Annotated in this window: 16 protein-coding genes; 11 read left to right on the top strand and 5 right to left on the bottom strand. The window is 70.8% G+C overall.

Translation table 11 applies throughout. The features are described from left to right. Positions 1–4 precede the first annotated feature (4 nt). The 3 genes from VP06_RS29050 (at position 5) to VP06_RS29040 (ending at position 3,537) form a co-directional block, all read left to right on the top strand. Positions 5–310 (top strand): DUF2293 domain-containing protein, encoded by a 306-nt coding sequence (locus tag VP06_RS29050; protein ID WP_063928463.1) that lies wholly within the window; start codon positions 5–7, stop codon positions 308–310. A gap of 44 nt (positions 311–354) precedes the next feature. Next, a complete protein-coding gene (locus VP06_RS29045; RefSeq protein WP_048467290.1) occupies positions 355–2,541 on the top strand; it encodes a primosomal protein N' in 2,187 nt (728 codons plus the stop codon). Between the two features lie 141 nt (positions 2,542–2,682). After that, on the top strand, positions 2,683–3,537 hold the full coding sequence (locus VP06_RS29040) for a hypothetical protein (protein WP_156295834.1): 855 nt from the start codon (positions 2,683–2,685) through the stop codon (positions 3,535–3,537). Between the two features lie 87 nt (positions 3,538–3,624). Here VP06_RS29040 and VP06_RS29035 read toward each other — a convergent pair whose 3' ends face one another. Then, a complete protein-coding gene (locus VP06_RS29035; RefSeq protein WP_048467288.1) occupies positions 3,625–3,936 on the bottom strand; it encodes a hypothetical protein in 312 nt (103 codons plus the stop codon). Positions 3,937–4,180: 244 nt separating this feature from the next. Between VP06_RS29035 and VP06_RS29030 the strand changes: the two genes are divergently transcribed. Next, complete coding sequence (locus tag VP06_RS29030; RefSeq protein WP_048467287.1) at positions 4,181–5,119, top strand: pirin family protein; 939 nt, start codon at positions 4,181–4,183, stop codon at positions 5,117–5,119. A gap of 9 nt (positions 5,120–5,128) precedes the next feature. Here the strand turns inward: VP06_RS29030 and VP06_RS29025 are convergent, their stop codons facing one another. Continuing rightward, positions 5,129–5,734 (bottom strand): hypothetical protein, encoded by a 606-nt coding sequence (locus VP06_RS29025; RefSeq protein ID WP_053082080.1) that lies wholly within the window; start codon positions 5,732–5,734, stop codon positions 5,129–5,131. Between the two features lie 287 nt (positions 5,735–6,021). Between VP06_RS29025 and VP06_RS29020 the strand changes: the two genes are divergently transcribed. Then, positions 6,022–7,113 (top strand): substrate-binding domain-containing protein, encoded by a 1,092-nt coding sequence (locus tag VP06_RS29020; RefSeq protein WP_063928461.1) that lies wholly within the window; start codon positions 6,022–6,024, stop codon positions 7,111–7,113. A 75-nt stretch (positions 7,114–7,188) separates the two neighbouring features. Here VP06_RS29020 and VP06_RS29015 read toward each other — a convergent pair whose 3' ends face one another. Then, entirely contained in the window at positions 7,189–8,691 is a 1,503-nt protein-coding gene (locus VP06_RS29015; protein ID WP_048467286.1) for a bifunctional ADP-dependent NAD(P)H-hydrate dehydratase/NAD(P)H-hydrate epimerase, read from the bottom strand. Positions 8,692–8,893: 202 nt separating this feature from the next. Here VP06_RS29015 and VP06_RS29010 point away from each other — a divergent pair, with 202 nt between their 5' ends. Both VP06_RS29010 and glnA read left to right on the top strand, forming a co-directional pair. Then, a complete protein-coding gene (locus VP06_RS29010) occupies positions 8,894–9,232 on the top strand; it encodes a P-II family nitrogen regulator (protein WP_048467285.1) in 339 nt (112 codons plus the stop codon). A gap of 104 nt (positions 9,233–9,336) precedes the next feature. Then, positions 9,337–10,749, top strand: a complete 1,413-nt coding sequence (glnA, locus tag VP06_RS29005; protein WP_048467284.1) for a type I glutamate--ammonia ligase — start codon at positions 9,337–9,339, stop codon at positions 10,747–10,749. Positions 10,750–10,826: 77 nt separating this feature from the next. Here the strand turns inward: glnA and VP06_RS29000 are convergent, their stop codons facing one another. Then, a complete protein-coding gene (locus VP06_RS29000; RefSeq protein ID WP_048467283.1) occupies positions 10,827–12,362 on the bottom strand; it encodes an FAD-binding oxidoreductase in 1,536 nt (511 codons plus the stop codon). 357 nt (positions 12,363–12,719) lie between these two features. Between VP06_RS29000 and rnr the strand changes: the two genes are divergently transcribed. From rnr to VP06_RS28980, 4 genes are all read left to right on the top strand, one after another. Next, positions 12,720–15,014: a ribonuclease R gene (rnr, locus tag VP06_RS28995; protein ID WP_048467282.1), complete on the top strand. Its 2,295-nt coding sequence runs from the start codon at positions 12,720–12,722 to the stop codon at positions 15,012–15,014. Then, positions 15,011–15,556 (top strand): DUF983 domain-containing protein, encoded by a 546-nt coding sequence (locus VP06_RS28990; protein WP_048467281.1) that lies wholly within the window; start codon positions 15,011–15,013, stop codon positions 15,554–15,556. Before rnr ends, VP06_RS28990 begins: the two co-directional genes overlap by 4 nt. After that, complete coding sequence (locus VP06_RS28985) at positions 15,519–16,250, top strand: NUDIX hydrolase (RefSeq protein ID WP_048467280.1); 732 nt, start codon at positions 15,519–15,521, stop codon at positions 16,248–16,250. The genes VP06_RS28990 and VP06_RS28985 overlap by 38 nt, the downstream gene beginning before the upstream one ends. Positions 16,251–16,320: 70 nt before the next feature. Continuing rightward, positions 16,321–17,490 (top strand): MFS transporter, encoded by a 1,170-nt coding sequence (locus tag VP06_RS28980; RefSeq protein ID WP_048467279.1) that lies wholly within the window; start codon positions 16,321–16,323, stop codon positions 17,488–17,490. 34 nt (positions 17,491–17,524) lie between these two features. Here VP06_RS28980 and VP06_RS28975 read toward each other — a convergent pair. Next, the coding region (locus VP06_RS28975) for an ISAs1 family transposase (protein ID WP_048467278.1) at positions 17,525–17,981 on the bottom strand (457 nt) is incomplete at its 5' end.

Raw genomic sequence — 17,981 nt, 5'->3', positions numbered from 1 at the left:
GGCGGTGGCGGCGGCGCTCGCCCGCCTCGCCCCCCGGGTGCCGGATTTCGAGGCGGAGGCGATCGTCGACCGGGCCCTGGCGAGCACCGGCCTGCGCGGCGCCGCACCCGAGACCGCCGCCTGGCTCGGGATGGTCGCTTACGCTCGCCACGTCTTCACCGACTACGATTCCCTCCTGGAGGAGGGCTACGACCAGGACAGCGCCCGGCATTTCGTCCTCGACGACCTCAACGCCGTTCTGGCCGAATGGGGCGTGCGGCGGCAGATCGGCGAGGACGAGCCCGACTCCTCCGACGGCGAGCCGGCGTGACCGTTCCTATATGACCGGGCGATGCCGCCCGCGCCGAAGCCCCGATGACCGCCCCGATCGCCGACGTCCTGATCCCGCTCGCCCTCGACCAAGCCTATAGCTACGCCGTGCCGCCCGAACTGACGCTTCAGGAGGGCGACGTGGTGCAGGTGCCGCTCGGGCCGCGGGAGACCGTCGGGGTGGTCTGGTCCCTGCGCGATGGGGCCGGCTCCAACCTGCGCCGTGTCAGCGGCCGGGTCGGCGTCGAGGCTTTGAGCCCGGCGCTCCGCCGCCTCGTCGAGTGGATCGCCCGCTACACCCTGGCGCCGAAGGGCTCGGCGCTCGCCATGGCGTTGCGCCTGCCGGAGGAGAGCCGCACCGAGACCGCGAGGGTCGGGGTGCGGGCGACCGGGATGCCGCCGAGCCGGATGACCCCGGCGCGGGGCAAGGTGGTGGCGGTGGCGGCCGACGGCGTGGTGCGGGGCAAGCGGGCGCTGGCCCTCGAGGCCGGGGTCAGCGCCGGGGTGGTGGACGGCCTGATCGACGACGGCGTGCTCGAGACCGTGGCGCTGGCGCCCGACCGGGTCGCCGAGCCGCCCGACCCCGACCACCCGCACGATCCCCTCTCCGAGCCCCAGGCCGAGGCGGCCCGCGCCCTGATCGCCACCCTGACCGCGCCGCCGCCCGGGGGAGGCCCGGCGGGGGAGGGCGGCGTGACGCTGCTCGAAGGCGTGACCGGCTCGGGCAAGACGGAGGTCTATTTCGAGGTCGTCGCCGAGGCCCTGCGCCGGGGCGTGCAATCCCTGGTGCTGATGCCGGAGATCGCCCTGACGGCGCAGTTCCTCGACCGCTTCGCCAAGCGATTCGGCGTGCGGCCCGCCGCCTGGCATTCCGGGGTCGGCGGGCGTCGGCGCGAAAAAATCCGCGCCGGCGTGGCCTCCGGCGAGGTGCAGGTGGTGGTGGGCGCCCGCTCGGCCCTGTTCCTGCCCTTCCGCACGCTCGGGCTCATCGTCGTCGACGAGGAGCACGAGGGCGCCTACAAGCAGGATGACGGCGTCTGCTACCACGCCCGCGACATGGCGGTGGTGCGCGGCAAGCTGGAGAACGCCGCCGTGGTGTTGGCCTCCGCCACGCCCGCGATCGAGACCCGGGTCAATGCGGAGCGCGGCCGCTACCGCCGGGTGGTAATGCCCGAGCGCTTCGGCGGCCGGCGCCTGCCGGAGATCCGCGCCATCGACATGCGCGCCGAGAAGGTGCCGCGCGGCCGCTACCTGTCCCCGACCCTGGTGGCGGCCATCGCCGAGACCAATGGGCGCGGGGAGCAGGCGCTGCTCTTCCTCAACCGCCGCGGCTACGCGCCCCTCACCCTGTGCCGGGCCTGCGGCCACCGCTACCAATGCCCCAATTGCTCGACCTGGCTCGTCGAGCACCGCTTCCGCCGGGCGCTCGTCTGCCACCAATGCGGCCATGCCGAGCGGCGCCCGGATGCCTGCACCGAGTGCGGCACCTTCGACAATCTCACCGCCTGCGGTCCGGGCGTCGAGCGCATCGCCGAGGAGGTCTCGGCCACCTTCCCGGACAAGCGGGTGATCGTTTTGTCGAGCGACTTTCCCGGCGGGGCCGAGCGCTTGCGAGCCGAACTCCAGACCGTGGCCGAGGGCGGCTGCGACATCGTGGTGGGCACCCAGCTCGTCGCCAAGGGCCACAACTTCCCGCACCTCACCCTCGTCGGCGTGCTCGACGCCGATATCGGCCTCACCTCGGGCGATCCGCGGGCCGCCGAGCGGACCTTCCAGCTGCTCCAGCAGGTGACCGGCCGGGCCGGCCGCGGCGAGAAGCCGGGGCGGGCCCTGGTCCAGACCTACCAGCCCGAGCATCCGGTGATCTCGGCGCTGATCTCGGGCGACGCCGAGCGCTTCTATGCCGAGGAGACGGCAGCCCGGGAGGTTGCCGGCCTGCCGCCCTTCGGGCGCCTCGCGGCTTTGGTCATTTCCTGCACCGATCGCGAGGCGGCGGAAGCCCATGGCCGGGCGCTGGCCCGCCTCGCCGAGCCGCCGCCCGGCGTGATGGTGCTCGGCCCCGCCGAGGCGCCCCTGGCGCTGGTGCGCGGCCGCTACCGTTTCCGCCTCCTGGTCAAGACCGAGCGTGAGATCGACCTCCAGGGCTACCTGCGCGACTGGCTCGCCCGCGGGCCGAAAGCCCGGGGCAATCTCCGGGTCGGAATCGATGTCGATCCGCAGAGTTTTCTGTAGGCACGAGTCTTCACGCGGCGAGACATCTCGTCGGTCCCGGGATGTCTGTCGGGCGGCGGCCTCTGTCTCCGGGAACGCCCTTTCCCGGAAAAGGTCACGATGAGGCGGGCCGATAGACGATATATTGACGATCCCGGCTGAATGGTACGTCGTTCCGAACGTCGGACGGTTCGCTTCCATCTTTTCGGAGATACGGTCTGCAACGACACATCTCGGAAAACGGGAGAAGGCTGGATGTCACGCGGACCACGATACACCAAGCGCTACACACTGACCGGCTCCGATACGCCGGAGGATTGCCTGCGCCGCCTCGGCGAGATGGCCGCTGACCCGGTTCGCCAGGATAGAATCCGCCTCTGTGTCCAGAACATCTATGAATTGGTACGGGCCTGCACGACGGCGCAGGGAGCGACGGGCGGCGGCCAGGCGAACAACTCGGTGTCGATGAAGATCAGGCACTTTCACAACGAACTCGAACTTCATGTCCATCGCCACTGTCTGGGTGCGCTCTATCGCAGCGAGGGCATCGCCGCTCTGGCACAATCCCAGGGGATACAAAGCTCCCTGCTGCGGCAGGAGCATACAATCCCGACGAACGTTCTGGCCGGCATGGTCTTCCGTGGCATCATGCAGACCAAAGCCATCGATGGCCCTGCCGCTCTATGCCGATTCCTTCTGACCCAGTCCGTCGTGACGGCCATCACCAGAACGGAGGACAAGGACAAACTGGCGATCGAGCGGTGGTATGAAGCCGATCGGCATGGCTCGAAATGGCAGTACACTCACCCCGAATTCAGGATGGACAGCGATCTGAACCGCTTCGACGCACGCCCGTTTCTGCGTTATTACAAGACTGGTTTGGCCGTAATTTTCTGGCCGACGGGAGAGACGATTAACCTCGAAACCGATACGTTGGCCGACCACATCCGCCGCGTCGCGCCGTTGCCGCTCTATGATTGGCGGACCTACTTCGACGGTGAGCGCATGGCCGCGTGAAGGCCGCGGACGCCGCGCTCACCCAACTCCCAAAGCCTGCTCACGCCGGAGCGTCAGGGGGCCGGTGCCGTCAGTCTCGTCCGGGCCTCAGGCCACCCGCCGCGCGGCCGGGATCCCGGTGCGCTCGGTGACGGCGCGGCCATGCGCGCCCTCGAACAGCTCGCTGATCTCCCGGCCGGCGGTGCGGGCGATGCGGGTCGAGGCGGCTCCCTCGCTCCGGTCAGCGACGAGTGCCCGGAGCGTGTCCGCGGTGCGCGTCTCTATCACGTGGAACAGGTTGCCGGCGGCCTGGGCGTTGGCGCTGTGCAGCATGGACGCGAGATCCCGGTACGCTTCCCGCAGGAGATGGTGGGCCAAGCGCTCGGCCGCCTGCTCCTCCGTCGGCGCGTCGGTGCGCATGGCGTCGTTTCTCCTGCCGGTGAGCCCGGACGCTGCACCCGCCGGGTTGCGCGAAGCTTGTGCGTGGCACCCTCCGCCCGGGAGAGGGGCGATCGTCCCGGACCCCTTCGTGCCGTCGCAGCCATCGAAACGATGCGTTTCGATCGTTTCCATTTTCAATGGGACCGCGAGACCTCACTCTCCGGGTATTCAAACGCGACCGAGCTGCACCAGGGCACGGGCGCAACGAGACGGAGCATGAGCGATGAGCTGGCACAGCGCCGACGATCCGGTCCCGGGCGATTCCTTCAGTTGCGACGCGATCCAGACCCTGATCGTGCCGCGCTCGCGCGATCTCGGCTCCTTCGCGGTGCGGCGGGCGCTGCCCTCGACCCAGTGCCGGATGGTCGGCCCCTTCATCTTCTTCGACCAGATGGGGCCGTCGGAATTCCTGCTCGGGCAGGGCATGGACGTGCGGCCGCATCCGCATATCGGTCTGTCCACCGTCACCTATCTGTTCGACGGCGAGATCATGCACCGCGACAGCCTCGGCACCGAATTGCCGATCCGTCCGGGCGAGCTGAACTGGATGACGGCGGGACGCGGCATCACCCACTCGGAGCGCACCGGCAGCGCTCTGCGGCAGACCGGGTCGCGGCTGTTCGGCCTCCAGAGCTGGGTCGCCCTGTCGGCGCAGGACGAGGAGACCGCCCCGGCCTTCGAGCATTATGACGCCGCCTCGCTCCCGATCGTCTCGGCCGAGGGCAAGACCGTCCGGCTGATCGCCGGTGCGGCCTATGGCGCGCGCTCAGCCGTGCGGACCTCGACCCCGATGGTCTATGCCGACGTGGCGCTCGAGGCCGGCGCCGTCCTGCCGCTCGATGCCGATTATGACGAGCGCGCGATCTACACGGTGTCGGGCGCGATCGACATCGCCGGCGACGGCTTCGGCCCCGGCCAGCTGCTGGTGTTCCGCCCCGGCGACCGGATTAGCGTGCGGGCGACGGAGGCTGCCCGCTTCATGGTGCTGGGCGGCGAGCCGATGGACGGGCCGCGGCATCTCTGGTGGAACTTCGTCTCGTCGCGGCCCGAGCGGATCGCCCAGGCCAAGGAGGATTGGCGCCAGGGCCGGTTCGACACGGTGCCGAACGACGCCGAATTCATCCCGCTGCCCGAGGACCCGCCGCCGGTGCGCTATCCGTGACGGGAGGGCCTATCGCAGCGGCAGCAGGCGCAGGAGCCGCCCATCCGCCGGCCTCATGCGGTCGCCGGCCGGCGCGGCCAGCCCGAGATCCTGCGCGGCGGCGAGGGCCGCCACGACCTTGACATGGCTGAGGCTGGTAAGATCGGCGGCACTGTCGATGTCGAGGGCCGCGAGGCCGGCCGCGTCCGCGCCGGCGCCCAGGAGAAGGCCGAGCTTCAGCACCGCAAGATTCGGCGCCTTCCGGCAGGTGAGGGCGTGCAACGCGGCGATGCGCTCGGCCCCCCGGGGGCCGTGGGGAAGGAGAGCGAGGTCGGTGGCGGCGTGCGGGCCGCACAGGCGATACACGATCGTCCGGCCCTGCCGCTCGCTGGAGGTGGCGACGAGTCCCTGATCGAGGAGTGCCTTCTTGCCCGAGCAGATCAGCGGGTCCGAGAGGCCCGACAGGGCGGCGATCCGCTCGTAGGACAGGACGATCGGGTCACCGGGCGCCGAACGCTCGTCCTGGCTGACCACCAGGGTGAGGTAGAGCTTCAGCGCCGCGATCGAGCGGCCGACATGCCCGGCATCGGCCCGGAAGGCGCGCAGGCCACCCTCGCGGATCCAGCGCGCAGGCAAGCGCGATGCCGCGTCTGGTCGCCGGTCCGGCGCCCTGGTTCGCTGCCGTGCCGGCCATGACCCGGGCGAGGGCCGGTCCGGTTCGGGGAGGTCGGGATGCATCGCGCGGCCCTTCGCGTCTTGGACATGGCTGCATCGGCGGTACGATGCCGATGCGGTGGCTTCAATAAGACGTCCTTTGCCGATAAGACCGATCCATGAGCCAGGACCCTCGACGGATCCATGCCGGTCCTGCCGGAAGGCTCGGGATGAGCCCGCCTTGACACACTCACGATGACGAGCCCGCGATGACGAGACCGGCCGAAGACCCTGTCGCCGACGGCACGTTCGCGGTCGAGCTGGCGCTTGGCGGCCACCTGCGGATCGGCCCGGCACGCCTCCCTGTCGCCGACACCCTCGCGCTGCTGCGGGCCGTCGCCCGGACCCGTTCGGTGCAGGGGGCGTCCGCCGCGCTCGGTCTGTCCTACCGCGCCGCCTGGGAGCGCGTCCGCGCCCTCGAGGCGACGGTGGGCCGGCCGCTCGTGCGCAAGACCCGCGGTCACGGCACCACCCTGACCGAAACCGGGGCCGCCCTGCACGAGGCCCTGTCGGGCGCGGCCGATGCCCTCGTCCTGCCCCTCGCCCGGGAGACGCGGGCGGTGCAGGCACGCCTCGCCGCTCTGCTCGCCGCACCGCACCGCCTTGCCGTGGCGGCGAGCCACGATCCCCTGCTGATGGAGGTGCTGGCGGCGTGGGGCGGGGCCGACATCGCCGTCATGGGCAGCCGCGACGCGGTCATGCACCTGCTCGACGGGCGCGTCGACGCGGCGGGCTTCCATTGCGGGGCGATCGCCCCGGAGAGTGCCGGCCCACCCTTCTCCGACCTCGTCGCCGATCCGGCCTTCCGGGTGTGGCCGCTCTTCGAACGCGAGCAGGGGATGCTGGTCGCGCCCGGCAACCCGCTCGGCCTGCACCATCCGGCGGACCTGCGGGCGACGAGGGCGCGCTTCGTCAACCGGCAGAAGGGGTCGGGCACCCGGGCGTGGTTCGACCGGCTGCTCGCCGCGACCGGAATCCGGCCCGAGGAGATCGTCGGTTATGGGCTGGAGGAATTCACCCATCAGGCGGTGGCGGCGGTGATCGCCTCCGGTGCCGCCGATGCGGGGCTGGGAGCCCGGGCCGCAGCGGACCGGTTCGGCCTCGGCTTCGTCCCGGTCGGCTGGGAGGTCTACGGCCTCGCCGTCGGCGCCTCGCTGCCGGGGGAGGCCCTCGACCGGCTGGAGGCGCTGGTCGCCGCGCGCCTCGGCACGAGCCCCGGCTATCGTCACCCGCCCCCCGCTCCGCCCGCCGACAACGCGGCGGCGGGTGTCGCGCGCGAACCCGGCACCGGACCGGCCTGAGACCGCCGCGGCCGAAGACCCCTGGCGGTTGCGAAGCGGGGAGGGGGCGGACGCCGCCTCCGATCCCCCGGCCGGTCACATCCCGCCGAACCCGTCCAGCACCTCGGCCAGCACCCCCGGCATCATCTCCGGCAGGTCCTCCGCGATCAGGCCCGGCCCGTGCCGGCGGGCGGCGGCGGCGTGGAGCCAGACCGCGGCGGCGGCGGCCTCGAAGGGCGCCACGCCTTGCGCCAGCAGCCCGCCGATGAACCCGCACAGCACGTCGCCGCTGCCGGCGGTGCCGAGCCAGGGCGTGCCATTGGGGTTGATGGCGGCCAGCCCGTCGGGAGCCGCGATCACCGTGTCGGGGCCCTTCAGCACCACGACGGCGCCGAGGACCGACGCGGCGGCCCTGGCGCGCACGAGCTTCGAGCCCTCCGCCGGCACCGCCGCCACGCCCCGGAACAGGCGGGCGAACTCGCCCTCGTGCGGGGTCGCGACCGCATGGGCTTCCCCCGCCGCGATCATCCCGGCGAGTTCGTCGGCCTTGCCCGTAAAGCTCGTCAGGGCGTCGGCATCGAGGACGAGGCGCCGCCCCGCTTCCGCCGCGACCCGCACGAGGTCCCGGGTCGGAGCGCCGGTGCCGAGGCCCGGCCCGGCGACGATCGTGTTCAGGCGCTCGTCGGTCAGGATGTCGTCGAGGTCGTCGGCGCCGTCGCAGGGGCGCAGCATGATCGCGGTGAGCTGGGCGGCGTTCTCCGGCAGGGCCGGCATCGGCGACAGCACGGTCACGAGGCCGGCGCCGATCCGCAGGGCGCCCCGGGCGGCGAGCCGCGCCGCGCCGGTGCGGTGGGCCGGGCCCGACAGCACCACGGCATGGCCGCGGGTGTATTTGTGGCTCTCCTCCGCGAGGCGCGGGAAGGCGGTACCCCAGAGGTCCGGCCCGTTGACATGGGCCTGCGCGCCGATCCCCGCCACGATCGCCTCCGGGATGCCGATCCCGGCGACCGCCACCGGGCCGCACAGGCGCCGGCCGGGAAGGAGCAGGTGGCCGGGTTTCGGCCGCACGAAGGTCACCGTCTCGGTCGCCGCCACGACGGCGCCCGCTGCCGCTCCGGTATCGCCGTCGAGGCCGGAGGGCACGTCGACCGCCAGCACCGGCACGCCCGCCGCGTTCACCCGCGCGACCAGGGACGCCGCCGCGCCCTCGAGCGGCCGGGACAGGCCCGCCCCGAACAGCGCGTCGATCACCAGGGCGAAGCCCGCCGGCTCGGCCCCGGCGGCGTCGGCCACCGGGCCGGTCCAGGCGGAGGCCGCCGCGGCGGCATCGCCCGTCAGGGCGTCGCGCGGCCCGAGCAGCGCGACTTCCACCGCCCGGCCCGCCTCGGCCAGATGCGTGGCGGCCACGAAGCCGTCGCCGCCATTGTTGCCTAGCCCGCACAGGACCAGGATCCGGCCGTCGCCCGCGAGCGCCCGGGCCCGCTCGGCGACGGCGGTGCCGGCCCGGCGCATCAGCTCCAGGCCCGGCGTGCCCGCGGCCATCACCGCGGCATCCGCCCGCCGCATCTCGTCGGTGGTGAGCAGCTCGGTCCCGGCCATCGCATCATACTCCGAGAAGCGCCCCGACGCGGCAGCTTTGCCGCGGCACCGGGCTTGAGAACGGCGGATTGCGCAACAAAAGCGCAGCAATTGCTTACTGATTGGGCATTCCCGGTCCGGTCCGGGGAAATCCCCCGTGGCGGTCGGCGCGGCGCGATGCTAGGAATGCCGCCGGAACCGTTGCAGACCAGGCCCGCCCGGCATGAAGAAGATCGAAGCGATCATCAAGCCCTTCAAGCTCGACGAGGTGAAGGAGGCCCTGCAAGAGGTCGGCCTCCAGGGCATCACGGTGATCGAGGCCAAAGGCTTCGGCCGCCAGAAGGGCCATACCGAGCTCTATCGCGGCGCCGAGTACGTGGTCGACTTCCTGCCCAAGGTGAAGCTCGAGATCGTATTGCCCGACACGCTGGTGGACGGCGCCGTCGAGGCGATCCGCAAGTCGGCCCAGACCGGCCGCATCGGCGACGGCAAGATCTTCGTCTCCTCGATCGAGGAAGCGATCCGCATCCGCACCGGCGAGACCGGCCCGGACGCGATCTGACCGGGCGCACGCCCCTCTCTGCGACGACGAAAACCGCGGCCTGACATCCAGGACCGCGGCTTCATGGCGGCTAGAGCGCCGTTCTAGGAAGGGATCAGACGAGAATGTCTAAGACCGCGACGGACGTCCTCAAGGAAATCAAGGAAAATGACGTCAAGTACGTCGATTTCCGCTTCACCGATCCGCGGGGCAAGTGGCAGCACGTCACCTTCGACGTGTCGCTGGTCGACGAGGACATCTTCGCCGAGGGCACGATGTTCGACGGCTCGTCGATCTCCGGCTGGAAGGCGATCAACGAATCCGACATGCTGCTGATGCCGGATCCGGCGACGGCCTGCATGGATCCGTTCTTCTCCGCCTCGACCATGTCGATCGTCTGCGACGTGCTCGAGCCGTCGACCGGCGAGCCCTATGGCCGCGATCCCCGCGGCATCGCCAAGAAGGCCGAGGCTTTCGTGAAGGCGAGCGGCATCGGCGACACCATCTTCGTCGGCCCCGAGGCCGAGTTCTTCGTCTTCGACGACGTCCGCTTCTCCGCCGACCCGTACCACACCGGCTTCAAGCTCGATTCGGTCGAGCTGCCGATCAACGGCCAGACCGAGTACGAGGGCGGCAATCTCGGCCACCGTGTCCAGGTGAAGGGCGGCTACTTCCCGGTCCCGCCGCAGGATTCGGCCCAGGACATGCGCGGCGAGATGCTGGCCGCCATGCAGTCGATGGGCGTCAAGGTCGAGAAGCACCATCACGAGGTGGCGTCCGCCCAGCACGAGTTGGGCATGAAGTTCGACACCCTGACCCTGATGGCCGACCAGATGCAGATCTACAAGTACTGCATCCACAACGTCGCCCAGAGCTACGGCAAGACCGCGACCTTCATGCCGAAGCCGGTCTATGGCGACAACGGCTCGGGCATGCACGTCCACCAGTCGATCTGGAAGGACGGCAAGCCGGTCTTCGCCGGCAACAAGTATGCCGACCTGTCGCAGGAATGCCTGTGGTACATCGGCGGCATCATCAAGCACGCCAAGGCGCTCAACGCCTTCACCAACCCGTCGACCAACTCCTACAAGCGCCTGGTCCCGGGCTACGAGGCGCCGGTGCTGCTGGCCTACTCGGCCCGCAACCGCTCGGCCTCGTGCCGGATTCCGTGGACGACCTCGCCGAAGGCCAAGCGGGTCGAGGTCCGCTTCCCCGACCCGATGGCGAACCCCTACCTGGCGTTCGCCGCCATGCTGATGGCCGGCGTCGACGGTATCGTGAACAAGATCGATCCCGGTCCGGCCATGGACAAGGATCTCTACGACCTGCCCCCGGCGGAGCTGAAGGAAATCCCGACCGTGTGCGGCTCGCTCCGTGAGGCGCTCAACAGCCTCGACGCCGACCGCGAGTTCCTCAAGGCCGGCGGCGTGTTCAACGACGACTTCATCGACTCGTTCATCGAGCTGAAGATGACCGAGGTGATCCGGTACGAGATGACCCCGCACCCGATCGAGTTCGTGAACTACTACTCGCTCTGACCCGATAGCGTTTCGAGCAAGGAAGGGGGCCGGAGCGATCCGGCCCCTTTTTTCTGATCCCCCGGTCGCGAGCGGCGTCAGCCCGGCAGCGGGATGCTCTGCGGGAACTTGAAGATGTTGTCGGGGTCGTAGGCCAGCTTGATCGTCTGAAGCTGCCTGACATTCTCGCCGTAATAGGCGTTGAGCCAGTTCGGCAGATCGCGGCTGGGGAAGTTGACGTAGGATTCCTTCTGCACGAATTGCTGCATGTCGGCGAAGTAATTCGTGAGCCAACGCTGCTGCTCCGCCACGACCTCGGGCGTGTCGAGCGGGCTCCACGACGCCTCCATCTCGACGATGAAGTCGGAGCGGCGATGGACGTAGGCGGTCTCGGTGGGAGCGACCTCCTTCACCTTGCCGCCGGCCGCGAACAGGATGCCCATGTTGTCCTGGCGCAGCGACCCGCCGGGCCATCGCTCCATCCAGCTGATCATCCGCTCCAGGCCCTCGCCGCCGAGGACGCCCGCGACGTAGCTCGACCGGATGTCGTAGAGCCCGGTCGGATCGTCGGTGACGAGATAGTCCCGTGCCGCCCAGTAACCCATCGCGTTGATCTCGCAGACGATCGGCGTCACCCGGCCGAGGGGCTTTGCCAGCACCTCCCGCAGCCGCTCCGGCGGGCCGAAGAATTGGCCGAGGGTCTGCACGTGCAGCGCGCGGCGGGTGACCTTGCCGGCATTCGCCGGGGCCATCTTGCTGCGGGTCGAGATCAGATCCGGATGCTTGAGCTGGATCTCCTGAAGGTCCAGCATCAGCTCGACCTGCTGCTCGGCCGGCCAGACGATGTTGAACACCGTGACGTCGTGCACCTCGTGCGCCTGGAAGGTGAACGAGGTGTGCGCCGCGAAATTGCCGCCGCCGCCGCCCCGGGCGGCCCAGAACAGGCCGTCATCCTCGCCCTGGCGGGCGGTCGCGCGTCGCAGGCGGCCATCCGCCGTGATCGCCTCCGTCGCCCGTAGGGCATCGCAGGTCAGGCCGTAGCGCGTCGCCGAAAAGCCCCAGCCGCCGCCCAGGGTGAGCCCGCTGATGCCCACGGTCGGGCAGCGGCCCGAGGCCACCGCCAGGCCCGAGGCCCGGAAGGCGTCGGCCATGTCCTGGTTGTTGGCGCCGGCGCCGATCGTCACGAGGCCGCTGCGCGGGTCGATGGCGATGTCGCTCATCGGCTTCACGTCGATCAGCAGGCCGCGCGTCGTCGAGAAGCCGGCATAATTGTGCCCGCCGCAGCGGATCGCGAAGGGGAGATGCTCCTGGCGCGCCCATGCGATGCAGGCGCCCACGGCCCTGTCGCTGGTGCACATGGCGATCGCCAGCGGAAAGACGTCGGCCCAGCGGCCGTTATTCGGCCAGGCGGCGACCAGGAAGCCGGGCTCGCCGGGGCGGATCAGCCGGCTGGGCTGATCCCGCGTGCCGCGCAGGGCGCGCAGGTCGCGCGCCAGGGCGTCGAGCCCGTTCGTCTGCGGGGCTTCGAGGGCCAGGGCTGCGGGAATCCGGCTGCCGAGAGCCGCCCCCGCCGCCATCACGGCGCCCGACTGGAAGAGCCGGCGCCGGCTCACGCTCGAAATCGTCTTGGTCATGGACTCTGATTCGCTCCCGTCGAACCTGACGGTCGCAGTCAGCAGTTGTGCTTCAATCCAGTCAATGCACGATGTGAAAAAACATCTTGTCATGACGCAGAGGATGATTCGATGAGTATTGGTTAATTTATGATGAAGCGATGGCCCGGCCGATGCCTCCGGCGGAGCCCCGGGCGAGGGCGCCCTGACCGGGGCTCCGCCCGATTCCGACGGTAGGACGGTCGCTTGCCGGCGGACGTTGCTCCGCGGCGCCGAACGTCCCATATCTTGACGAACCAGCGGCGTTGCGACCGGGATCCGTCACGTCCGCCCTCCCGATGTCCCGCCCGTTGGCGTCACGCCGCCTGGATCGACCTGTTGGCCAGAAGAATTCACCCGAAACCGGCCCATGCCGCCCTGCCGACCCGTGAGGCCGTGCTCGCCTTCATCGAGGACTCGCCCCAGAAGGTCGGCAAGCGCGAGATCGCCCAGGCTTTCGGCATCACGGGCTCGGACAAGATCGAGCTGAAGCGCCTGCTCAAGGAGATGCAGGAGGAGGGCGCGCTCGAGAAGGACCGCGCCGGCCTGCGCAAGGCCGGCCGCCTGCCGCCGGTCGTCGTCGCCGACATCGACAGCCGCCGCGACCGCGACGGCGAGCTGGTCGCACGGCCGGCGCAATGGGATCCGGAGGCCGGGCCTGCCCCCCTCATCACCGTGCTGATGCCGCGGCCCGGGCGCCGCACCAACGGGCCGGCCCCCGGCACCGGCGACCGGGCGCTGCTGAAGATCGAGCCCGACGGCGACACGCCGGGGCGCTATATCGGCCGCGTCATCAAGGTGATCGGCCGCAACAAGGCCGAGACCCTCGGCGTGTTCCGGGCGCTTCCGGCCGGGGGTGGGCGCATCGTGCCCGTCGACAAGAAGGCGCAGGGGCGCGAGATCGCGGTGCCGCCGGGCGGGGAGGGCGATGCGCTCGACGGCGACCTCGTCACCGTGACCCTCGGCCGCGAGGACCGGTTCGGGCTGACGCAGGGCCGCGTCAAGGACCGCCTCGGCAGCCTCGGCTCGGAGAAGGCGGTGAGCCTGATCGCGCTCCATGCCCACGGCATTCCCCACGTCTTCCCCCGCGAGGTGCTGGCGGAGGCCGAGGCCGCCCGCGAGGTCGGGCTGGATGGGCGCGAAGACTGGCGCGACCTTCCCCTCGTCACCATCGATCCTCCCGACGCCAAGGACCACGACGACGCCGTGATGGCGGTCCCGGATCCCGATCCGGCCAATCCGGGCGGCTTCGTGGTCACGGTGGCGATCGCCGATGTGGCGGCCTATGTCCGGCCCGGCACGGCCCTCGACCGCGAGGCGCTCTTGCGCGGCAACTCGGTCTATTTCCCGGATCGGGTCGTGCCGATGCTGCCGGAGCGGATCTCGAACGATCTCTGCTCCTTGCGTCCCGGCCAGGACCGGCCGGCGCTGGCGATCCGCATGGTCGTGACGGCGGAGGGGCGCAAGCTCCGCCACAGCGTCCATCGGGTCATGATGCGGTCGCGCGCCAAGCTCGCCTATGCGCAGGCGCAAGCCGCCATCGACGGCCGGCCCGACGAGGTCACCGGTCCGATCCTCGACGGCATCCTACGTCCGCTCTGGGCCGCCTACCAGGCGCTGGCCGTTGCCCGCGACGCCCGCGGGCCCCTGGCGCTGGACCTGCCCGAGCGCAAGGTGATCCTCAATCCCGTGGGCGGGGTCGACCGGGTGATCGTGCCGGAGCGCCTGGCCGCGCACCGGCTGATCGAGGAGTTCATGATCCAGGCCAACGTGGCGGCGGCCGAGACCCTGGAAGCCGCGCGCCAGCCGCTGATCTACCGCGTCCACGACGAGCCGTCGCTGGAGAAGATGCGGGCGCTCGGGGAAGTCATGGCGTCGATCGGCCTGAAGCTGCCCAAGGAGGCGAACCTTCGGCCCGCCCTGTTCAACCGCATCCTCGGCATGGTGGAGGGGAGCGAGCACCAGCTCTTCCTCAACGAGGTGGTGCTGCGCTCGCAGGCGCAGGCCGTCTACGCCGCCGAGAATGCCGGCCATTTCGGCCTGGCGCTGCGCCGCTACGCCCACTTCACCTCGCCGATCCGGCGCTATGCCGACCTCGTCGTGCACCGCGCCCTGATCCGGGCCCTGCGCCTCGGCGCGGATGGCCTGCCGGCCGACATGGAGACCGGGGCGCTTTCCGAGATCGGTCAGCAGATCTCGGCCGCCGAGCGCCGCGCCATGGCGGCGGAGCGCGAGACCATCGACCGGCTGATCGCCCACCACCTCGCCGACCGGGTCGGCGCGACCTTCTCCGGGCAGGTGTCGGGCGTGACCCGCTCGGGCCTCTTCATCAAGCTCGACGAGACGGGCGCGGACGGCTTCGTGCCGATCTCGACGCTCGGCGCCGATTATTTTCGTCATGAGGAGGGCCGTCACGCCCTCGTCGGCGAGCGCACCCGCCAGACCTTCCGCCTCGGCGACAAGGTCGAGGTGCAGTTGATGGAGGCGGCGCCGGTGGCCGGTGCGCTTCGCTTCGAGATCGCCGGCGGCGGCCGTGCCGGCGCTCCTGCTCCGGCCCGCGGCGGGCCACGCAAGGGGCGACCGGCCCCCGCGAGCCGGGACAGCCTGACCAAGCGCCGCGGGAGACGCGCATGATCGAGATCCACGCCGGCCCCGCCGCCGAGCCGGTTGCCGCGGGGCGTCCGCCCGCGGTGGCGCAATCGCCCGAACCGTCCTCCTGGGCGCTCGCGCTCTGGCGCGGCTTCCGCAATCGCTGCCCGCATTGCGGCGAGGGACGGCTGTTCCACCGCTTCCTCAAGGTGCGGGACACGTGCGACTCCTGCGGGACCGAACTGCATCACCACCGTGCCGACGACCTGCCGCCCTATCTGGTGATCTTCGTCGTCGGCCATCTGGCGGGCCTCGGGATTCTCGAAAGCGAGATGCGCCTCGACGTGCCGCTGTGGTTCCAGATGACCTTCTGGCCCGGCCTCGCCCTGATCGCCTCGCTGCTGCTGCTCCAGCCGACCAAGGGGGCAGTCGTCGGGCTGCAATATGCCCTTGGCATGCACGGCTTCTCCGCGATACGCCGCGCCGGGGCCCAGGCACCGGATGCCCGGGGCCAGACTGATTGTGGTCGGCACGAGACGGAGACGCGGGATGGCGGCAGGACCGACGGACGGGGCACCGGCGCCTGAGCGGAAGGCACGGCCCCTGCGGATCCGCAACGCCGCGACGCTGATCATCGTCGACCGGTCGGGCGACCGGCCCAAGGTCCTGATGGGCCGGCGCCATGCCGGCCACACGTTCATGCCCGGGCTGTTCGTGTTCCCGGGCGGGCGGATCGAGCTGGGCGACCGGACCATGCCGGTGGCCGGCACCCTCAACGACCGGGCCGAGGCCGCGTTGGCCGCGCGGGTCCACCCGCCTCTGTTCCATCTTGGCCGGGTGCTGGCGCTCGCGGCGATCCGCGAGACCTACGAGGAGACCGGGCTGATGGTCGGCTCCCTCGACTACGGCCCGCCCGAGACGACGCCCCCCGGCGCCTGGAGCGCGTTCCGCGAGGCCGGCGTGATGCCGGACCTCGAACTGCTCCAGTTCGTTGCCCGGGCGATCACGCCGCCCTCGCGGCCCAAGCGCTTCGACACCCGGTTCTTCGCCGTCGACCGCGAGGCGGTGGTGGCGGAGACCCCCGGCATCGTCGGCCCCGATTCCGAATTGACCGAGCTCGCCTGGGTCGACCTCGCGGAGGCGCGCAGGCTCGATCTGCCGCGCATCACCGGCATCGTCCTCGACGAGCTGGAGGCCCGGCTGGAGGCGGGATTCAGCCCGATGCTGCCGGTGCCGTTCTTCCGCGACGTCGACGGCGCGCATACCCGCGAGGAATTGTAGCGGCGGCTCCCGGGGTGGCCTTCACGGGTCCGCTGGTCCATACGGGCGGGCCCTGTCGGCAACCCTCGTCATGACCAGCCTCACCACGGATTCGGAATTCGGGCCGGCGCGCCTCGCCGCCATCGCGGCGGCCATCGCCTGCGTGGCGGTGGTCGGCATCGGGCTCAGCCTGTCGATCCCGCTCCTCTCGCTCGAGATGGAGCGGATGGGCCTCTCCAACACCTGGATCGGCGTCAACACGGCGATCGCCGGGGTGGCGAGCATCGTCATCCTGCCCTTCGTGCCGCGGGTGGCGGCGCGCCTCGGCGTGATGCCGCTCCTGCTCGGCGCCATCGCGGTCGCGGCCCTGGCCCTCGTCGGCTTCCGGGCGGTCTACGACTTCGCCTGGTGGTTCCCGCTGCGCTTCGTGTTCTCGGCGGCGTTGGGCGTGCTGTTCGTCCTCTCCGAGTTCTGGATCAACCAGGCGGCTCCTCCGGCCCGGCGCGGGCTGGTGATGGGGGTCTACGCCACCGTGCTGGCGCTCGGCTTCGCCATCGGGCCGGGATTGCTCCGCATCCTCGGCACCAGCGGCTGGGCGCCCTATCTCGCGGGGGCGGCCCTGGTCTGTGCCGGCACGCTGCCCCTGATGATGGCCCGCGGCCTCTCGCCGGAGATCCCGCACAAGGGCGGGCGGGGCTTCCTCGGCTACCTGCGCGTCGCGCCCTCGGCGACGCTCGCGGCCCTCGTCTACGGCGCGGTCGAGACCGGGGGCTTCGCCATCCTGCCGATCTACGGCCTGCGGCTCGGTCTCACCGCCGAGCAGGCGGCGGGCCTCGTCAGCGTCGCGGCGCTCGGCAACGTGCTGTTCCAGATCCCGGTCGGGTTGCTGGCCGACCGGATCGACAAGCGCCGGGTGCTGCTCGCCGCCGCGTTCCTCGGTGCGCTCGGGGCCGCCGCCTTGCCGCTCGGGGAGGCGGATCCGCGGCTGCTGGCCGTGATCCTGTTCGCCTGGGGTGGCATCGCCGGCACGCTCTACACCGTCGGCCTCGCCCATCTCGGCGCCCGTTTCGACGGTGCGGCGCTGGCCGGCGCCAACGCGGCCTTCCTGGTGCTCTACAATATCGGCCTGGTCCTGGGACCACCGCTGGTCGGCGGCGGCATGGATCTCGCCTCGCCGCACGGCTTCGCCTGGACGCTGGCGCTGCTCTTCGTCGCCTATCTGGCGGTGGTGGGCGGGCGGATGATCCGCGCCGCCCCTTGACGCCGATGCGCGGCCGTCGGTCAGGGGAATCGCTTCAGCTTTTTGAAGGGTCTGCTGGTGTGTGTCGGAGAAGGGCTTCGAGGTAGTCGGGATTGAGATTGGCGAGCTTTCTGCGGGCCTTGAGGCTGTGGCGATCGTGTGGTGCGCGCACGAGGTTGATGGCCATGTGGCGCACGACTGCCATGTTCTGCGGGCCTGATCCGGTCCGCAGCCGCACGAGGTCGTCGTGGAAGACGACGTCGAGCACCCAGTGCAGGCGGTTCTCGATCTGCCAGTGCGCCCGCACGGCGGCGGCGAAGGTCTTGGCGTCGAGCCTCGCTGAAGAGAGATAGTAGCGGCGCTCGTGGTCGATCCGGCCGGCGCGTTTGACCTGCGTCTCGATCATGCCGGTCATCGCCAGATGAGGGATGTGCGGGGCATCGGGGGAGGGGGGGTCCGGGGGCAGCCACGTTACGGCGTGGGCCACGCTGGCCCGGCGGGGGTTAAAGGGA

It is taken from the genome of Methylobacterium aquaticum (assembly GCF_001043915.1).
GTDB lineage: Bacteria > Pseudomonadota > Alphaproteobacteria > Rhizobiales > Beijerinckiaceae > Methylobacterium > Methylobacterium aquaticum.
The sequence above is the reverse complement of the archived record's forward strand: the minus strand, read 5'-3'. Positions and strand labels throughout refer to the sequence as shown.